Below are 15,991 nucleotides of genomic sequence, written 5' to 3' on the forward strand. Positions count from 1 at the left end.
AATGGAAAACCGGCCGACCTTAACGGCTTTGCGCACAGGGCGAAAGCCTGCAGGCGGATTCGACAATTACTGTAACAAAGACGTCCAATGTTGAATTTGAGCACATAGAGACCTGCTATGAGCTGGATTGTTAATGCGTATTTCCTTACTCTCAGCGGCCTATATACGCTGCACCTACATTTTTCAGGACCTGCGGGTTACAGGCTTGGCCTGAGCAGGTGAGCGGTTTCTTTTTATTCCAGCCGGTAAATCGGCGTTCCGCCCTTATTTCTACACGGGCGGCCTTAGGAGTGAGTCATGTCTGAAGTACGTCATTCGCGTGTGATTATTCTGGGTTCTGGCCCTGCCGGCTACAGCGCCGCGGTTTATGCTGCCCGGGCTAACCTCAAACCACTGCTGATCACGGGCATGCAGGCGGGCGGTCAACTGACCACCACCACTGAAGTCGACAACTGGCCGGGCGACGTTCATGGCCTGACCGGTCCGGCTCTGATGGAGCGCATGCGTGAGCACGCCGAGCGTTTTGAAACCGAGATCGTGTTTGATCACATCAATGCCGTCGATCTGAAAAACAAACCGTTCAGCCTGACGGGCGACAGCGGCACTTACACCTGCGACGCACTGATCATCGCCACAGGTGCCAGCGCGCGCTACCTGGGCCTGCCGTCTGAAGAAGCGTTCATGGGCAAAGGTGTTTCGGCCTGCGCAACGTGCGACGGTTTCTTCTACCGCAACAAACCGGTAGCTGTCGTAGGCGGTGGTAACACCGCGGTTGAAGAGGCGCTGTACCTGGCCAACATCGCCAGCAAAGTGACTTTGGTTCACCGCCGCGAAACCTTCCGCGCTGAAAAAATCCTGATCGACAAGCTGAACGCCCGTGTGGCTGAAGGCAAGATCGAGTTCAAGTTGAACGCCACCCTGGACGAAGTTCTGGGCGACAACATGGGCGTGACCGGTGCTCGTCTGAAGAACAACGACGGCAGCTTCGATGAAATCAAAGTCGACGGCGTATTCATTGCCATCGGCCACACGCCGAACACCTCGCTGTTTGAAGGCCAACTGGAGCTTAAAGACGGCTACATGGTGGTGAAGGGCGGCCGTGAAGGCAACGCCACTGCGACCAGCATCGAAGGCGTGTTCGCGGCGGGCGACGTGGCAGACCACGTTTACCGCCAGGCCATCACCTCGGCCGGTGCCGGCTGCATGGCGGCACTGGACACCGAGCGTTACCTGGACGGCTTGCAGAACGCTGAGTTCAAGTAATCCGCAGTGTCTGAAAAAACCGGCTTCGGCCGGTTTTTTTACGGGCAAAAAGCGTTTGGCGCACTTTGCGCTTTTCAAAGTAGCACGGCGTAAGGCCGGAACCCTAAGTGGCCGTTGCTGCAGCAATGGATAAGGTACTCAAACCCTCTCAAATCAAAAGCCCCTCACCCTAGCCCTCTCCCGAAGGAGAGGGAACCGATTGGGGGATGCTGAAGATATTCGGTGGCCTGCTTGCGGCGCGACAGCGCAGCGTCGAAGACGGGGCGCCGCCTCCTGCAAGGCTTTTTAAGCCTTGCGGGTCAGCGGTTGGGCCTGGAACTTGACCCCGGCCAACCCGTGCGCAATCAGCGCGCGGATATTGCCGTGGTCAGTGCCTTCAGGCGTTGCCAGTACCGAGCGGTAGTGTTCGCCGAACGCCAGCAGTGCTTCTTGATCGCTCAACCCTTCGAGCAGGGCCAGGCCCAGAGTCTTGCATGAGCCTTCGTTCTGACCGGCCGCGTTCTCGACGCCGCCGTTGTTAAAAGCCTGCGGTTGGTAATCGTACTGCGCGGCGACAAAGGCCAGCGTGTCAGCGAATACGTGTTCGCCACTATTGAGGCTGGCGCGCAGGGTGTGCAAATCAGTCATGCTGTTTTCCTTTGGCAAACGCCGCCACTTGTTCGGCGCTGGCTTCTTTCTGGTAGAGGGATTTCCATTCGGCGTACGGCATGCCGTAGACCACTTCACGAGCGTCATCGAGGCTCAGCTCGATCTGACGCTCGTCTGCCTCGGCCTTGTACCACTTGGACAGGCAATTACGGCAAAACCCCGAGAGGTTCATCAGGTCGATGTTCTGCACGTCTTTGCGGCTGTCCAAATGCGCCACAAGGCGGCGAAAGGCAGCTGCTTCAAGTTCCAGGCGTTCTTGGGGCGTCATTGGCGTTCTCGTTGTGTTCGGGACAGGGGGAAGCAGCTTGGCGCTTATCGACAAGCCGCTAGCGTAATCGATACCGATTCAGCAAAGCGCAGGGCGTGGGGTTTGTCGACTTCGACTTCGGCGTACTGCACGGCGGTGTTGCTCATCACCAGGTCCAGCAGTTCCTGTGTCAGGCGCTCAAGCAGGGCGAAGCGGTTTTCTTCTACGTGCTGAATCACCGCCTTGGTGATGGTCCGGTAGTTCAGGGCGTGGTCGATGTCGTTGTCACGCACTGCTTCTTGCGCGGCATACAGGATGGTGAGGTTGATCAGCACATCCTGCTTGTTGAGGATTTCATCCTCATTGATCCCGATAAAGGTGCGCAGACGCAGGTCTTTGACACGGATGCGGGCCGTTCCTGGCTGAAGTTGTGGCATTACGACTTGCTCCGTCCAATCAATTGCAGAAACTCCATGCGGGTGCTGCTCGAGTCGCGGAACGCGCCAAGCATGACCGAGGTGTTCATGGTCGAATTCTGTTTTTCTACACCGCGCATCATCATGCACATGTGCTTGGCTTCGATCACCACGGCAACGCCGGCGGCCTGGGTAATGCTCTGGATGGCGTCGGCGATTTCGCGGGTGAGGTTTTCCTGGATTTGCAGCCGGCGGGCAAACATGTCGACGATGCGGGCCACTTTCGATAACCCCAGAACTTTGCCGGTCGGGATGTAGGCCACGTGTGCCTTGCCGATAAAGGGCAGCAGGTGGTGTTCGCACAACGAGTACAGCTCGATGTCGGCGACAATCACCATTTCATCGCTGTCAGAGGCAAACAGGGCGCCATTGACGATTTCTTCAACGCTCTGGCTGTAGCCATGACACAGATACTGCATGGCTTTGGCAGCGCGCTTGGGTGTGTCGAGCAGGCCTTCGCGTTCAGGGTTTTCACCGAGGCCGACCAGGATCTCGCGGTAATGCTCAGGCAATGATGTGCTCATGAAAGTGTTTCCTCGCGGACGTCTTACTTGACGTGTCGTCCGCCATTGACGGTCAAGGTAGTGCCGGTCACGTACGGGTTATCCAGCAGGTAGCGCAGGCTTTGATAAATCACCTCGGCGCCAGGCTCGAAGCCCAGTGCAGACTTGGCCAAGGCTTTGGCGCGATACGCCGCGTCGTCGTCAGGGTTGAACATCAGCAAGGCCGGGGCGATGCCGTTGACTTTGATGTGGGGCGCCAGTTGCGCGGCAAACGACAGCGTCAAGCTGTCGAGGCCAGCCTTGGTGGCGCAATAGGCGATGTGCTTGCTGCTGCCTTTGCGCGTCACGTCATCGCTGATATGGACGATGTCCGCCGGGCTTGAGCGCAACAATAACGCACGGCAATGCAGGTTGATCAGATACGGGGCGAGCATGTGCACGCTGAACATCTGTGCAAAGGCGCTGGTTTCGGTCCCGGGTGTTTCCGCCAGCCATGCCGAGGCATTGTGCACAATGGCCCGCAAGCAGTCGGTATGGCTTTTAAGGCGTTCAATAAAGTCGAGAATGCCGGCTTCTGTGGAAAAGTCGGCATACAACGCTGTCGCACCCAGCTCGCGCAAAGCCTGGACACCCGGCTTGTCGGTTCGATAGCTGACAATCACGGAAAAGCCGGCCGCCAGCAGTTGTTTTGCGCAATGCAAACCAACACGCTGGCCCGCGCCTGTGATCAGAATCGGAGCTGTGGGAGAGAACATGACGGACTCTGTGTGGGAAAACAGGAATAGTTTTAAGAGAAAATCAAACTATACCAGCGTCCGCGACAGAACGGCCAAGCCTGAATCAGTGTTTGGTGGGGTGGGCCGTGATGGCGTTGGCCACCGTTTTGTTGGATGAACTGTGCAGCCAGCCCGCGAGCAAATGGGTCGAGAGCGGGATAAACCAGTAAACCATCAATGGCGTCAGGGCGAGGGTGCTGACGAACACGCGCGGCAATAGGCTCAACTCGCCCAGGAGCGGGCCCAGAGCAAAGTTAAACAACAGTGATACGGGAAAGAACGCCAGCCAGATAGCCACGGCCTGTTTCCAGCGGGGAGGGCGTTGAGCGCTGGCGAACCAGCCATCAATTCCGCTGACCCGATGTTCTGAGGGGTGGGCGAACAAGTGGCTGCCGCGTTGCAGCCAGGCCTTGCGCGAAACGGAGTGTTCCCAGGCATGCAACGTGGATTCGTCGGCAAAGCGGAACACCATCTGAAACTCATCGTCGCCCGGAGGCGGTGCCAGAACGCCTGAGCCCAGATAACCGGGAAAGTCGGTGGCTAATTGTTCGCCTTCGTGCAGCCAGGCGATCATTTCCTGGTAACGGCCTTTCGCGACACGGCGCGCGACCATCAAGGTGACAGGGGCGGTAGACATTGTGTATCTCCATGAGGCTGATGCTGCCCGGGTAGGGCAATCACAAAACACAGCGCCGGGGTGGTGGGCCGTGTGTGAAAAAACAAGCAAGGATTGTTCCTTAATGAGCTGCTGAGCCTGCACGTTTACCCTGCTCGGCAAGCGCTCTTGGCAAGCTCGCCTCCACAGGCAGTGGCAGGGAGCGTAGAATCCCTCCAAACACCTTTGCTCCAGGCCCTGATAATGCCCGTGATGACTGAAATTGAGCCCGTTGCGCTAGCGACCGATGAGCCTGAACTGCCGGGTTTATACCCGATCAGGGAAGTTGCCCGACTCACCGGAGTTAACCCGGTGACGTTGCGTGCCTGGGAGCGGCGCTATGGTTTGATACAGCCGACACGCACCGAAACAGGGCATCGGTTGTACACGATGAGCGATATTGAGGCAGTGCGTCAGGTCATGGGCTGGCTTGAGCGCGGCGTTGCTGTCAGTAAAGTGGCTGAATTGCTGGCGCGACCGGCAACTGCTGAGAACATGCCGCGAGAAGCCCTGGCAGACGAGTACGCACAGTGGCAATCGCGGGTTCAAGGTGCGCTCAGTGCCTTCAACGAAATCGAGCTGGATCGCCTCTACGGGCAGATCTTCTCCAGTTACCCGCTCGACATCGTGTTCCAGCGCATCTTCATGCCGCTCTGGCAGCAATTGTTGAAAGTTCAGGATGAATTCGGCCGCACCAGTGAATGGTTGCTGCTCGATGGTTTCTTGCGTGGCCGCGTGCAACAGCGTCTGCACCTGCAGCCGACGGATGCCCGCGAATGCGTGCTGCTGGTAGGGCTGCCTGAGCTGTGTCGTGAACTGCAGCTGTTGGTCGCCGGTTTACTGCTGAGCCGCAATGACCGCGCTATCAAGGTGTTGGCTATCGGTCAGCCGCTGGACGAATTGCCACTGATTGGTGAGAAGGTTAAGCCGCAGGCCGTGGTGGTGTTCGCCCATCACGTGTTGAGCGCGGCTCATCAACGCCGATTATTACGTTTGGCACAATCCCTTGATTATTCGTTGGCGCTGGCCGGTGAGGCGGCGAATGTGGCGCAAGAAGCGCTGGCCGGCTCATCAATTGTTTGTCTGGGCAGCGAAGCCCGGCTGATGAACCAGCGTCTGGACGCTGAACTCAGGGAAGCTGCGGTTCGCTGACGCGATTTGCGGCTTTCAGGGCTTCCAGTTCTGCCTTGACGGCCGCCAGTTCGATTTCCAGCTGGGCCGCTTTTTGCTGGGCCTTGACCTGCTGGGTGACATCTTTTTGCACACCAATAAAGTAGGTCAGTTGATCGCTGTCGTTGAACACGGGGGTGATCGACAGTTCGTTCCAGAAGTGCGAGCCGTCCTTGCGGTAATTGCGCAGTACCTGACGTGTGGGTTCACCGCGGATGATGGCCTCGCGGATCAACTGCAGACCGGTCTGGTCGCGGTCGCCGGACTGCAAAAAGCGGCAGTCCTGATACAAAATGTCGTCGCTGCTGTAGCCCGTCAACGCTTCAAACGCTTTGTTGACGTAAATAAGGATATTGTCCTCACCTTCCTGTTCAGCCACCACGATACCGTCCTGGGACGCGTCCACCATGCGTTGCAGTAAACGGGCATTGATCATGGTGCAGCACTCCAGAGGTCAGATAAATTCAAGTCATTCTAGGACATCGCGACAAGCTGTCCACGTGCTATCACCGAAAGCGCCGTGGCACCTGTTAGTATCCCTGCCTTTTAGTCAGTTACAGGATCAGATTGATGAAAGTCGCCATCCTTTCCGGCTCGGTGTACGGCACCGCAGAAGAAGTCGCCCGTAATGCCAAGCAACTGCTGGCCGATGCCGGTTTTGAGGTTTTGTTCAATCCGCGCGTCAGCCTGGCCGATATCGAGGCCTTTGAACCTGATGCTTTTTTGGCGGTGACTTCCACCACCGGCATGGGCGAACTGCCAGATAACCTGATGCCGTTGTACAGCCAAATCCGTGATCTGCTGCCTCCCGCCTGGCGCGGTCTGCCGGGCGCTGTGATCGCCTTGGGCGATTCGAGCTACGGCGATACCTACTGCGGTGGCGGTGAGCAGATGACAGAGCTGTTTGCCGAGCTGGGCCTGCGCGAAGTGCAGCCGATGCTTCGTCTGGATGCCAGCGAAACCGTTAACCCGGAAGGCGACTCCGAGCCGTGGGTGCAAGACTTCATCACAGCACTGAGCCAGTAATCGGCCGCTCACGCAGCAGCTCCAGCCAGGCTTGAGCTGCGCGTGACAAATACGCGCCTTCGCGCCAGATAAAGGCAATGTCCCAGCGCAGATAGTCCGGAGCAATGAGCTTCAAGCGCACCACGTCAGGGCGCACCAGTTCGCGGGCAACCACGCTGGGCAACAGCACTACGCCTTGGCCTGCCGCCACCAACGCCACCAAAAAGTCCGACTGGGCGCTGCGGCCGCCTTCTATGGGGGTAAAGCCCATTTGCTGGCAGGCCTGCACCACGCGATCGTTGAGCACAAAACTGCGCTGATAGAGCAAAAACGGGGTCTCGGCCAATTGCTCCAGTCGCACGCTGCCATCTTCGGCCAGTGGGTGATCGGCTGGCAGCAAGGCATCCAGCGGCTCGTCACAAAAGGGTTGGTAGGAAAAGGTGTGGCCGTGTTTCGGGGTCAGGCTGCCACCCAGCTCCAGCTCGCCGCTCAACACGGCCTGTTCAATATTCAGGCTGCCGCCTTCGAGCAACTGCACCTTGATATTGGGATAGCGGCGGCGATATTCGGCAAACAGATTGGCAAACAGAGCGTTCCCGCCCAGTAGTGGCAGCCCGAGTTTCAATTCGCCCCGGGCCAAGTGGCTCAAGTCATCCAGCTCACTGAGTAGTTCATTGTGCAACCTCAGCAGGCCTTCGGCGCGTTGCAGCACCACGCTTCCGGCGGCAGTGAGGCGCACCTGTGAACCCAGCCGATCGAACAGCGGCGTGCTGAGGCTGTGTTCCAGTTGCGCAACCTGTTTGCTCACCGCCGATTGGCTGATGTGCAGGTGCTGGGCGGCCTGGGTAAAACCGCCATGGCGCGCCACTGACACAAAGGTGCGTAGTTGTTTGAATTCCATGAGTGTGATTCCAGATTGGAATGTCGGTCAGTCTAACAATTCGTTTCAGGTATGGAAGGTGCATCTTTAAACTGGAGCTCTGTCTGGACTGGAAACAATATGAAACGCTTCGATGTAAAACGTGTGGGTCGGTTGATCACTGAAATTACCGTATTGCTGGCTATTTATTTTTTGGGCAGCCAGATCGCCGCGTGGCTGCACGTGCCGATCCCGGGCGGTGTGATGGGCATGGCCCTGTTGCTGCTGGCGTTTGCCCTGGGCTGGGTCAAACCCGCGACGTTGCAGTTAGGGGCCGGAGTGCTGATGGCCGAGATGCTGCTGTTTTTCATCCCCGCCTTGATGAGCCTGCTCGATTACGGCGCATTGGTGCGCAATGAAGGCTGGCGCATCTTGCTGGTGATTGGCATCAGCACCGTGCTGGTGATGATCGTCACGGCATTTACCGTCGAAGCGGTGTGCCGCTGGAAGCTACGTCATGAAGCTTGAATGGATGTCGATGTTCTGGCTGTTTTTTACGCTGGCAACCTATGGCTTGAGCCGCTGGCTGTACCGACGCACAGGGCGCTATCTGTTTTCACCGTTGATATTGGTGCCTGCTTTATTGCTGGCGGTCGCCGCGCCGTTGCACACCGCCTACGCCGAATACTCCCGTGATACCCATTGGCTGATGCTGGTGCTGGGCCCGGTGACCGTGGCGTTCGCTGTGCCGATCTGGCAGCAACGTGCCTTGCTGGCGCGGCATTGGCTGGCGTTGTTGCTGGGCATGCTGGCGGGCAGCCTAGCGTCGATTGGCAGCTCGTACTGGCTGGCCAAGGCGCTGGCGCTCGATACCTCTCTCACTTTGTCGTTGGTGCCGCGTTCAATTACTACACCGTTTGCCATGCCCGTGGCGCAAAGCCTGGGCGGAGTGCCGGAGCTCACGGCAGTGTTCGTGATGTTCACCGGAGTCTTTGGCGCGATGCTGGGCGGCATCCTGCTCAAGTGGTTGCCGTTGCGCAGCAGCCTGGCGCGCGGCGCGCTGTTTGCCGTCGGTGCGCACGGGGCGGGTGTCAGTCGTGCCCGGGAAGTGGGCAGCGAAGAAGGCTCGGTGGCGGGGCTGGTCATGGTCCTGACCGGGATTCTCAACTTGCTGGCCGCGCCTTTGCTGATGCTGGTGGTTTGAAATCCACAAGGGGTATTTCAAATTTCGGGCATAAAAAAGGCCGCTGTAAAACAGCGGCCAAGGAAGACGTTCATCAAGGAGCAGCAAATCAACGTCAGGGTAAACAGTTCGAGCAGAATCGCTGAGACTCGATGCTCTGGCGGGCGGGTTGTGCCCGGCAAGTGCGGCAAGAATAAGGGCTCGCTGGCCTGGGAGTAAGACCGGTTTATGACAAGCTCTGTTACAAATTAGGCAATAGTCCTCGGGTCCTGCAACGCTCTGCGTCGCGGCTTGCCACGGCATGTGCAGTGAAGCGATTCATGCAAATCGTTCACTAAGGCATCCCTGATTTCGGTCTTAAACCGACGTTGTTTCCCGCTCAGACTGGTCGGACTTCTGAAAGGGGATCCACATGAAAAAAACCATGTTAATCACAGGCAGTTCCAGTGGCGTTGGCGCCGCAACGGCCAAATATTTTGCCGAGCACGGCTTCAATGTGGTCGCGACCCTGCGCAATCCCGACGCCGCGCATGGGTTGGAGGGCATTGCGAACCTGGAGGTGGTGCGCCTGGATGTCGAAGACACCGCGAGCATCGACAACGCGCTGAAAGTCGCGGTGGAGCGCTTTGGCCGTATTGATCTGGTTATCAACAATGCGGGCTATGGCCAGTACGGAGTGATCGAAGGGATGCCCATTGAAAAGGTCCGTAAAAATTTCGATGTCAATGTGTTCGGCGTCATCAATGTGATTCAGCGTGTCATCCCGATTTTCCGCCAGCAGGGCGGTGGGATGATCCTGAACGTCGGTTCCTGTGGCGGTATTTTCGGCCTGCCCAACAGCTCGGTGTACCTCGCGACCAAGTTCGCCCTCGAAGGCTTTACCGAATCGATTGCCTATGAATTGGCCTCGCAGAATATTGTCGTCAAGCTGTTCGAGCCGGGCGGGATTATGACGCCTTTCCATGAGCGCTCTGCTCGCGAGAGCAACGGTGATGGCAACGTGCCGGGTTACGACGTTTTTCTGGCCCGCACCGAGCAAGCCATGGCCAAGCTGGCCGAAGGCGTGGCCACGCCGCAGCAGGTTGCGCAAGACATTTATGCTGCCGCCACCGATGGCACTGACCGTCTGCGTTATTGCGCGCCGTATGGCGTGGAGCATTTGGTCAAGGCGCGGCGCGAGTTGGATGATCACGCCTACGAGCGCTTCATGCGGGCCCAGTTTCCTGGTGTGAACTGATGCGTGCGTCGAACAGGCCCTACGTCATCTGCCATATGTTGACGTCGATCAATGGCAAAACCACGGGTAGTTTTTTAAAGGACCCACACACGCTGGCGGCAATCAGCGCGTATGAGACCACCAATGAGACGTTCAACAGCCGCGCTTACTTGAGCGGCCGTGCGTCGATGGAGGAGCACTTCACCCAAGGCCGAGCACCCGTGCTGGACGATAATGCGCTGTTGTACCCGCGTGAGGACTTTATCGCCGACCCTGCGGCAGACGCTTACCTGGTTGTGGTGGACACGGCTGGCAAACTGGGCTGGCAGCGCAACATCATTGAATACATGGATCGCCCGCCTTGCCATGTAGTGGTGTTGCTGACAGACAAAGCACCGGCCGCGTACAGGGACTTCCTCAGGAAGCGCGAGATCTCATACATCTTCGCAGGGGACAACTCGCTGGACGCTCGATTAGCTTTGCACAAACTCAACCGGTTGCTGGGCATTGACACCCTCGTGCTCTCGGGTGGCGGCAAGACCAATGAGTACTTTCTGCAGGCGCAGTTGATTGACGAGATCAGCCTGGTGGTTGCGCCGATCGTCAGTCATGACGTTGAAGAAACCGACGTGTTTCAACACTTAGCCAGCCGTTCAACCGACAGCGCATTGCCCTTGACCCTGATGAGCATTGAACAAGTGGCCGAAGGCACAGTCTGGCTGCGCTACCAGTTCAAGCCGTCACTCTGATAAACCCCGTAGGAGCGAGCTTGCCTCGCGATCTTTTGATCGTTTAAAGGTTCGCGAGCAAGGTCAGTTTTTAAGCGGGCGATCACTGCGCAAACTGTCTATCAATGCCCGCAATCCAGATGGCACAAGCCGATGCCCTGGGTAATAAAGCGCCAGCCCTGAGAAGGGCTCGCACCAGTCGAGCAGCAAGGGGACCAATGCGCCCCTGTCGACTTCGGCCCTGACGCTGGCGTCATCGACGTAGGCGATCCCCGCACCGTGTTTGGCGCCTTCGACGATCAAGGTCTGGGCATTGACGATGAAATTGCCTTGCGGCTTGATCAGCGTACGCTCATGCCCGCGCACAAACTCCCAGTGGTAGATTTGCCCGTTCGAAAAACGGTAGGCCAGGCAGTTGTGCTGACTCAGTTCATCGGGTGATTGGGGCGTTCCGTGGCAGGCGAGGTAGTCGGGGGAGGCGACCACCAGTGGGCGAAACACTTCCGGGCCCAAGGCCACGGCAATCATGTCTTTTGGCACTTGATCGTGCAGGCGGATGCCTGCATCCAAGTTGTCCGCCACGATATCGACCAACCCTTCCTGCACTACGAACTCGACCTGCATATCTGGAAAACGCTGCAAAAATGCCGTGAATGCCGGGTACAGCACAATCCGTGCGGCCGTTTCCGAAGCGCTGATGCGCAGCGTGCCCTGGGGCGATTGCCGGAAGGCATTGAGGTCTTCTTCGGCCAGTTGAATCGCATCAAGCGCCGGGCCGATGCGTTCGACAAACACTTTGCCCGCTTCTGACAGCGACACCGAGCGGGTGGTCCGGTTAAACAACCGGGTGCCCATGCGGGCTTCCAGATTGGTGATGGCGTGGCTCAATGCCGACGCTGATATCTCGAGTTCATCGGCCGCCTTGCGAAAGCTCCTGTGGGTGCTGATGGCCAACACCGCATGCAAGTCGAACAAGGTGGTTTTACTGGGTTTCATCGAGCGCGGCCTGGACGGGTTGGAAGCCCATGCGCCAACTGATGGCGTTGGCGGCGGCCAGCAGACGCTGCGCGGCCGGGCCATGTTCATCGGCATGGAACAGCGAAGTGGGGCCCACCACGGTCAACACACCCGCCACCTTGCCGGTTGCCTCAAACACGGGGGCCGATAAGGCATCGACGCCGGGCATCAACAAGCCATGTACAAAATGCAGGCCGCGGGCACGAATCTGCTCGCTGATCGCAGCGTAGGCCGTGGCAGGTTGCAGTGGGTGCAGTTGCTCGGTGGTGAGTTCCAGTTCGCGTAGTTCGGCGGTTTCGCGGTCTGGTAAAAAGGCGTTGAACACCAACCCCGTGGAGGAGCTCAGCAGCGGCAGCACCGAGCCCAGTTTGGTCACCACCGTGACCGCGCGAACGGCGGCTTCAATGTGCACCACGGTCGCCCCTTGATTACCCCACACCGCCAGAAAACAGGTTTCGTTCAGCTCATCCCGCAGCTCAGCCATCGGCAGGGCGGCGACTTTCAACACGTCCATGCTATTGAGCGCGGCCAGGCCAACGCGCAACGCTTCGCGGCCCAGGGCGTAATGGTTGGTGGCGGTATTTTGTTCGGCAAACCCGCTCGCAATCAGCGCCTGCAAGTAACGGTGAACCTTGCTCGCCGGCATTTGCACATGTTCGGCCAAGCGCGATAACGAGGTCGAAGGTGACAACTGGGCCAAGGCCTTGAGGATGTCGGTACCGACTTCTGCGGAGCGCACTTTCTGTTTGCCGGTGCTGTCAGTGGAGCTGGGAGGCTTTTGCATGGAGGCGCGGGTTCTCGGGAGGAATGGGCGTCTTTATAGCTTGACGCTGATTACCAATCAAATTACGTTATGCGTAATTCGATTACGATAAAAATAACGCAGTGACACAGACAAGGTTCCAGCGTGTGTGAGTCCACTGCCTTCTCCACTCTGGAGGCTCCATGAACCTCGACTCGTCATTGTCTGCCCTCACGTATCAATCCGGGTTTGGCAACGAATTCAGCAGCGAAGCGTTACCCGGTGCATTGCCTGTCGGGCAGAACTCCCCGCAAAAAGTCCCCTATGGCTTGTACGCCGAATTGTTATCCGGCACGGCGTTCACCATGGCTCGTAGCGAGTCGCGGCGAACCTGGATGTACCGGATCAAGCCCTCCGCCAATCACCCGGCCTTCATCAAGCTTGAGCGCCAATTGTTGGGTGGCCCGCTCGGGGCGGTGACGCCCAATCGCTTGCGTTGGAACCCGCTGCCGATACCTGTCGAACCCACAGATTTTATCGACGGTCTGGTCGGCATGGCTGCCAACAATGGTCCGGACAAACCGGCCGGGATCAGCATTTATAGCTACTGCGCCAACACCTCGATGCAGCGCGTGTTCTTCAATGCCGATGGCGAGTTGCTGTTGGTGCCAGAGCAGGGCCGTTTGCGCATCGCCACCGAGTTGGGGCGCCTGGACCTTGAGCCGTTGGAAATTGCCGTGATCCCGCGCGGGCTCAAGTTCCGCGTTGAACTGCTCGACGCCCAAGCGCGTGGCTACCTCGCAGAAAACCATGGCGCACCGCTGCGCCTGCCCGACCTGGGGCCGATTGGCAGCAATGGCCTGGCCAACCCGCGTGACTTCCAAGCACCGACGGCACACTACGAGGACACCCGGCAACCGGTCACTCTGGTGCAGAAGTTTCTTGGCGAGCTATGGGGGTGTGAGCTGGACCACTCGCCGCTCAACGTGGTCGCATGGCATGGCAATAATGTGCCGTACAAATATGATTTGCGCCGTTTTAACACCATCGGCACGGTCAGCTTCGATCATCCCGACCCGTCGATCTTCACCGTGCTGACCTCGCCGACCAGCGTGCCGGGCATGGCCAACCTCGATTTTGTGATCTTTCCGCCGCGCTGGATGGTGGCTGAAAACACCTTCCGGCCGCCATGGTTCCACCGCAATTTGATGAACGAATTCATGGGCCTTATCCAAGGCAGCTACGACGCCAAGGCTGAAGGCTTTTTGCCCGGCGGCGCTTCGCTGCACAGTTGCATGAGCGCCCACGGTCCGGATGCAGAAACGTGCGCCAAGGCCATTGCGGCGGATCTGAGCCCGAGCAAAATCGACAACACCATGGCCTTCATGTTCGAAACCAGCCAGGTGCTGCGTCCCAGCCAATTCGCCCTCGAGTGCCCACAACTGCAACCGCAGTACGACGCGTGCTGGGCTTCATTACCCTCGACCTTTAATCCGAACCGGAGATAACCATGACCCAGTCCTCCTTGACCCGTAGCTGGATCGCCTCCGCCAATGGTCATAGCGATTTCCCATTGCAAAACCTGCCGTTGGGAGTGTTCAGCATCCAGGGTGGTGCCCCACGCAGCGGCGTTGCGATTGGCGAACATATTTTTGATCTGCAAGCCGCACTGGCTGCCGGCCTGTTTGAAGGGCACGCCAAAATCGCTGTGGAAGCCTCGTTGGGCGGCGCCTTGAACGCCTACTTTGCCTTGGGCAAAAGCGCTCGCGTTGCCTTGCGTGAACGCTTGCTCGAACTGCTGAGCGAAGGCAGTACCCTGCGCGGCAAGATCGAAGCCCAGGGCGCCAAACTGCTGCCGCTGGCGGCGGATTGCCAACTGCACCTGCCGGCAAAAATCGGTGACTACACCGACTTCTATGTCGGCATCGAGCACGCGAAAAACGTGGGCAAACTGTTCCGCCCGGACAATCCATTGCTGGCGAACTACAAATACGTGCCCATTGGTTATCACGGCCGAGCCTCAACCATTCGCCCATCGGGCGTCGATGTGCGCCGTCCTAAAGGCCAAACCCTGCCAGCGGGGCAGACCGAACCTACTTTCGGCCCTTGCGCACGTCTGGACTATGAGCTGGAACTGGGCATCTGGATCGGCCAGGGCAACGACATGGGTGAAGCCATCGCGATCAGCGAGGCGAGCGAACACATTGCTGGTTATTGCCTGCTGAACGACTGGTCGGCGCGAGATATTCAAGCGTGGGAGTACCAGCCGCTGGGTCCGTTCTTGTCCAAAAGCTTTATCACCAGCATCTCGCCGTGGGTGGTCACAGCTGAAGCGCTGGAGCCGTTCCGTCGTGCACAACCAGCGCGCCCGGCAGGTGATCCACAGCCGTTGCCGTACCTGCTGGACGCCATGGACCAGGCCAATGGTGCGCTGGACATCGAACTGGAAGTGCTGCTGTTGACCGAGTCGATGCGCGAGCAAAACCTGCCTGCGCAGCGTCTGGGCTTGAGCAACAGCCTGAACATGTACTGGACAGCCGCGCAACTGGTGGCCCACCACAGCGTCAACGGTTGCCAGTTGCAGCCAGGGGACCTGTTCGGTTCGGGCACCTTGTCGGGGCCTGATCACTCGCAACTCGGTAGCCTGCTGGAAATCACCGAAGGCGGTAAGCACCCGGTGGAATTGGCGTCGGGAGAAGTGCGCAAATTTCTTGAAGACGGCGATGAGATCATCTTGCGCGCCCGCTGCACGCGCGAAGGTTTTGCTTCCATCGGTTTTGGCGAGTGCCGGGGCAAGGTTGTCGCTGCACGCTGACAGGAGTGAGCCATGGAACTCTTTGCCTATTACCGTTCGACGTCTTCCTATCGGCTACGAATCGCGCTGGCGCTCAAGGGCCTGGATTACCAGACCGTGCCGATCAATCTGCTCAAAGGCGAGCATCGTCAGCCGGTGTATCAGACCATCAACCCGCAAGGCCGCGTACCGGCCTTGCGTACAGACGACGGCAACGTTCTGATCCAGTCACCGGCGATCATCGAATACCTGGAAGAGCGCTATCCGGTGCGGCCCTTGCTGTCTGATGACCTGATCACCCGTGCTCACGAGCGCGCTGTTGCGGCTCTGATCGCGTGTGATATTCACCCGTTGCACAACGTCAGCGTGCTTAATCAACTGCGCCAACTGGGGCAGGGCGAAGAGCAGGTCACGCAGTGGATTGGCCATTGGGTCAGCCAAGGGTTGGCAGCCATCGAGCAATTGATTGGCGACAGCGGCTATTGTTTTGGCCCGGAGCCGGGCTTGGCAGATGTGTACCTGATCCCGCAGGTTTATGCGGCGCAACGATTCGATGTACCGCTGGCGGCCTACCCGCGCATTGCGCGGGTGGCGGCGCTGGCCGAGCAGCATCCGGCTTTCCTCAAGGCCCATCCGGCCCGGCAACCGGATACCCCGGCTTAACAGGCTCGCGATCTTTTGATGTCAACGATCAAAAGATCGCGAGGCA

20 protein-coding genes are annotated in these 15,991 nt (G+C 58.5%); 10 read left to right on the forward strand and 10 right to left on the reverse strand.

Features of this window, described 5'->3' with window-relative positions; genetic code table 11:
- Positions 1–297 precede the first annotated feature (297 nt).
- Positions 298–1,263 carry a thioredoxin-disulfide reductase gene (gene trxB / locus NTD86_RS20020; protein WP_262204824.1) on the forward strand — a complete coding sequence of 322 codons (966 nt, stop codon included), beginning with the start codon at positions 298–300 and terminating at the stop codon, positions 1,261–1,263.
- 285 nt (positions 1,264–1,548) lie between these two features.
- Here the strand turns inward: trxB and NTD86_RS20025 are convergent, their stop codons facing one another.
- From NTD86_RS20025 to NTD86_RS20050, 6 genes are all read right to left on the reverse strand, one after another.
- Positions 1,549–1,890 (reverse strand): HopJ type III effector protein, encoded by a 342-nt coding sequence (locus tag NTD86_RS20025; protein ID WP_262204826.1) that lies wholly within the window; start codon positions 1,888–1,890, stop codon positions 1,549–1,551.
- Positions 1,883–2,179, reverse strand: coding sequence for a DUF1244 domain-containing protein (locus tag NTD86_RS20030; RefSeq protein WP_262204827.1), 297 nt, complete (start codon positions 2,177–2,179; stop codon positions 1,883–1,885). The genes NTD86_RS20025 and NTD86_RS20030 overlap by 8 nt, the downstream gene beginning before the upstream one ends.
- Before the next feature lie 44 nt (positions 2,180–2,223).
- Complete coding sequence (gene folX, locus NTD86_RS20035) at positions 2,224–2,595, reverse strand: dihydroneopterin triphosphate 2'-epimerase (RefSeq protein ID WP_048368312.1); 372 nt, start codon at positions 2,593–2,595, stop codon at positions 2,224–2,226.
- Positions 2,595–3,158, reverse strand: a complete 564-nt coding sequence (gene folE / locus NTD86_RS20040) for a GTP cyclohydrolase I FolE (RefSeq protein WP_262204828.1) — start codon at positions 3,156–3,158, stop codon at positions 2,595–2,597. The genes folX and folE overlap by 1 nt, the downstream gene beginning before the upstream one ends.
- A gap of 23 nt (positions 3,159–3,181) precedes the next feature.
- On the reverse strand, positions 3,182–3,892 hold the full coding sequence (folM, locus tag NTD86_RS20045) for a dihydromonapterin reductase (protein WP_262204831.1): 711 nt from the start codon (positions 3,890–3,892) through the stop codon (positions 3,182–3,184).
- Between the two features lie 85 nt (positions 3,893–3,977).
- On the reverse strand, positions 3,978–4,550 hold the full coding sequence (locus NTD86_RS20050; RefSeq protein ID WP_262204833.1) for an antibiotic biosynthesis monooxygenase: 573 nt from the start codon (positions 4,548–4,550) through the stop codon (positions 3,978–3,980).
- 222 nt (positions 4,551–4,772) lie between these two features.
- On the opposite strand from NTD86_RS20050, the gene NTD86_RS20055 reads away from it, so the two are divergent.
- Entirely contained in the window at positions 4,773–5,720 is a 948-nt protein-coding gene (locus NTD86_RS20055) for a MerR family transcriptional regulator (protein WP_262204835.1), read from the forward strand.
- On the opposite strand, the gene NTD86_RS20060 is transcribed toward NTD86_RS20055, so the two are convergent.
- The gene (locus NTD86_RS20060; RefSeq protein ID WP_262204837.1) at positions 5,698–6,174 is read right to left on the reverse strand and encodes a PAS domain-containing protein; all 477 of its coding nucleotides are present in this window, start codon (positions 6,172–6,174) and stop codon (positions 5,698–5,700) included. The genes NTD86_RS20055 and NTD86_RS20060 overlap by 23 nt on opposite strands.
- A 134-nt stretch (positions 6,175–6,308) precedes the next feature.
- Between NTD86_RS20060 and NTD86_RS20065 the strand changes: the two genes are divergently transcribed.
- Positions 6,309–6,764, forward strand: a complete 456-nt coding sequence (locus tag NTD86_RS20065) for a flavodoxin (protein ID WP_262204840.1) — start codon at positions 6,309–6,311, stop codon at positions 6,762–6,764.
- Here the strand turns inward: NTD86_RS20065 and NTD86_RS20070 are convergent.
- Positions 6,745–7,644, reverse strand: coding sequence for a LysR family transcriptional regulator (locus NTD86_RS20070; RefSeq protein WP_262204843.1), 900 nt, complete (start codon positions 7,642–7,644; stop codon positions 6,745–6,747). The two genes, NTD86_RS20065 and NTD86_RS20070, sit on opposite strands and share 20 nt — an antisense overlap.
- A gap of 99 nt (positions 7,645–7,743) precedes the next feature.
- Here NTD86_RS20070 and NTD86_RS20075 point away from each other — a divergent pair, with 99 nt between their 5' ends.
- The 4 genes from NTD86_RS20075 (at position 7,744) to NTD86_RS20090 (ending at position 10,750) form a co-directional block, all read left to right on the forward strand.
- Positions 7,744–8,130 (forward strand): CidA/LrgA family protein, encoded by a 387-nt coding sequence (locus NTD86_RS20075; protein WP_262204845.1) that lies wholly within the window; start codon positions 7,744–7,746, stop codon positions 8,128–8,130.
- Entirely contained in the window at positions 8,120–8,806 is a 687-nt protein-coding gene (locus NTD86_RS20080; RefSeq protein ID WP_262204847.1) for an LrgB family protein, read from the forward strand. The genes NTD86_RS20075 and NTD86_RS20080 overlap by 11 nt, the downstream gene beginning before the upstream one ends.
- A 391-nt stretch (positions 8,807–9,197) precedes the next feature.
- Positions 9,198–10,022 (forward strand): SDR family oxidoreductase, encoded by an 825-nt coding sequence (locus NTD86_RS20085; RefSeq protein ID WP_262204849.1) that lies wholly within the window; start codon positions 9,198–9,200, stop codon positions 10,020–10,022.
- Positions 10,022–10,750, forward strand: coding sequence for a RibD family protein (locus NTD86_RS20090; protein WP_262204851.1), 729 nt, complete (start codon positions 10,022–10,024; stop codon positions 10,748–10,750). The genes NTD86_RS20085 and NTD86_RS20090 overlap by 1 nt, the downstream gene beginning before the upstream one ends.
- A 63-nt stretch (positions 10,751–10,813) precedes the next feature.
- On the opposite strand, the gene NTD86_RS20095 is transcribed toward NTD86_RS20090, so the two are convergent.
- On the reverse strand, positions 10,814–11,725 hold the full coding sequence (locus NTD86_RS20095; protein WP_262204854.1) for a LysR family transcriptional regulator: 912 nt from the start codon (positions 11,723–11,725) through the stop codon (positions 10,814–10,816).
- Complete coding sequence (locus NTD86_RS20100; protein WP_262204857.1) at positions 11,712–12,530, reverse strand: IclR family transcriptional regulator; 819 nt, start codon at positions 12,528–12,530, stop codon at positions 11,712–11,714. Before NTD86_RS20100 ends, NTD86_RS20095 begins: the two co-directional genes overlap by 14 nt.
- 161 nt (positions 12,531–12,691) lie before the next feature.
- Between NTD86_RS20100 and hmgA the strand changes: the two genes are divergently transcribed.
- From hmgA to maiA, 3 genes are read left to right on the forward strand one after another with little or no spacing between them, the layout of a single operon-like run.
- A complete protein-coding gene (gene hmgA, locus NTD86_RS20105; RefSeq protein WP_262204860.1) occupies positions 12,692–13,996 on the forward strand; it encodes a homogentisate 1,2-dioxygenase in 1,305 nt (434 codons plus the stop codon).
- 2 nt (positions 13,997–13,998) lie between these two features.
- Complete coding sequence (gene fahA / locus NTD86_RS20110; protein ID WP_262204862.1) at positions 13,999–15,303, forward strand: fumarylacetoacetase; 1,305 nt, start codon at positions 13,999–14,001, stop codon at positions 15,301–15,303.
- A 12-nt stretch (positions 15,304–15,315) separates the two neighbouring features.
- The gene (gene maiA, locus NTD86_RS20115) at positions 15,316–15,945 is read left to right on the forward strand and encodes a maleylacetoacetate isomerase (protein ID WP_262204865.1); all 630 of its coding nucleotides are present in this window, start codon (positions 15,316–15,318) and stop codon (positions 15,943–15,945) included.
- Positions 15,946–15,991 lie beyond the last annotated feature (46 nt).

The organism is Pseudomonas sp. 7P_10.2_Bac1 (assembly GCF_025465935.1).
Taxonomy (GTDB): domain Bacteria; phylum Pseudomonadota; class Gammaproteobacteria; order Pseudomonadales; family Pseudomonadaceae; genus Aquipseudomonas.

Bases quoted from the DNA above. Each gene is read 5' to 3' on its own strand.
- trxB (WP_262204824.1), top strand. From the start codon at position 298: ATGTCTGAAGTACGTCATTCGCGTGTGATTATTCTGGGTTCTGGCCCT.
- NTD86_RS20025 (WP_262204826.1), bottom strand. From the start codon at position 1,890: ATGACTGATTTGCACACCCTGCGCGCCAGCCTCAATAGTGGCGAACAC.
- NTD86_RS20030 (WP_262204827.1), bottom strand. From the start codon at position 2,179: ATGACGCCCCAAGAACGCCTGGAACTTGAAGCAGCTGCCTTTCGCCGC.
- folX (WP_048368312.1), bottom strand. From the start codon at position 2,595: ATGCCACAACTTCAGCCAGGAACGGCCCGCATCCGTGTCAAAGACCTG.
- folE (WP_262204828.1), bottom strand. From the start codon at position 3,158: ATGAGCACATCATTGCCTGAGCATTACCGCGAGATCCTGGTCGGCCTC.
- folM (WP_262204831.1), bottom strand. From the start codon at position 3,892: ATGTTCTCTCCCACAGCTCCGATTCTGATCACAGGCGCGGGCCAGCGT.
- NTD86_RS20050 (WP_262204833.1), bottom strand. From the start codon at position 4,550: ATGTCTACCGCCCCTGTCACCTTGATGGTCGCGCGCCGTGTCGCGAAA.
- NTD86_RS20055 (WP_262204835.1), top strand. From the start codon at position 4,773: ATGCCCGTGATGACTGAAATTGAGCCCGTTGCGCTAGCGACCGATGAG.
- NTD86_RS20060 (WP_262204837.1), bottom strand. From the start codon at position 6,174: ATGATCAATGCCCGTTTACTGCAACGCATGGTGGACGCGTCCCAGGAC.
- NTD86_RS20065 (WP_262204840.1), top strand. From the start codon at position 6,309: ATGAAAGTCGCCATCCTTTCCGGCTCGGTGTACGGCACCGCAGAAGAA.
- NTD86_RS20070 (WP_262204843.1), bottom strand. From the start codon at position 7,644: ATGGAATTCAAACAACTACGCACCTTTGTGTCAGTGGCGCGCCATGGC.
- NTD86_RS20075 (WP_262204845.1), top strand. From the start codon at position 7,744: ATGAAACGCTTCGATGTAAAACGTGTGGGTCGGTTGATCACTGAAATT.
- NTD86_RS20080 (WP_262204847.1), top strand. From the start codon at position 8,120: ATGAAGCTTGAATGGATGTCGATGTTCTGGCTGTTTTTTACGCTGGCA.
- NTD86_RS20085 (WP_262204849.1), top strand. From the start codon at position 9,198: ATGAAAAAAACCATGTTAATCACAGGCAGTTCCAGTGGCGTTGGCGCC.
- NTD86_RS20090 (WP_262204851.1), top strand. From the start codon at position 10,022: ATGCGTGCGTCGAACAGGCCCTACGTCATCTGCCATATGTTGACGTCG.
- NTD86_RS20095 (WP_262204854.1), bottom strand. From the start codon at position 11,725: ATGAAACCCAGTAAAACCACCTTGTTCGACTTGCATGCGGTGTTGGCC.
- NTD86_RS20100 (WP_262204857.1), bottom strand. From the start codon at position 12,530: ATGCAAAAGCCTCCCAGCTCCACTGACAGCACCGGCAAACAGAAAGTG.
- hmgA (WP_262204860.1), top strand. From the start codon at position 12,692: ATGAACCTCGACTCGTCATTGTCTGCCCTCACGTATCAATCCGGGTTT.
- fahA (WP_262204862.1), top strand. From the start codon at position 13,999: ATGACCCAGTCCTCCTTGACCCGTAGCTGGATCGCCTCCGCCAATGGT.
- maiA (WP_262204865.1), top strand. From the start codon at position 15,316: ATGGAACTCTTTGCCTATTACCGTTCGACGTCTTCCTATCGGCTACGA.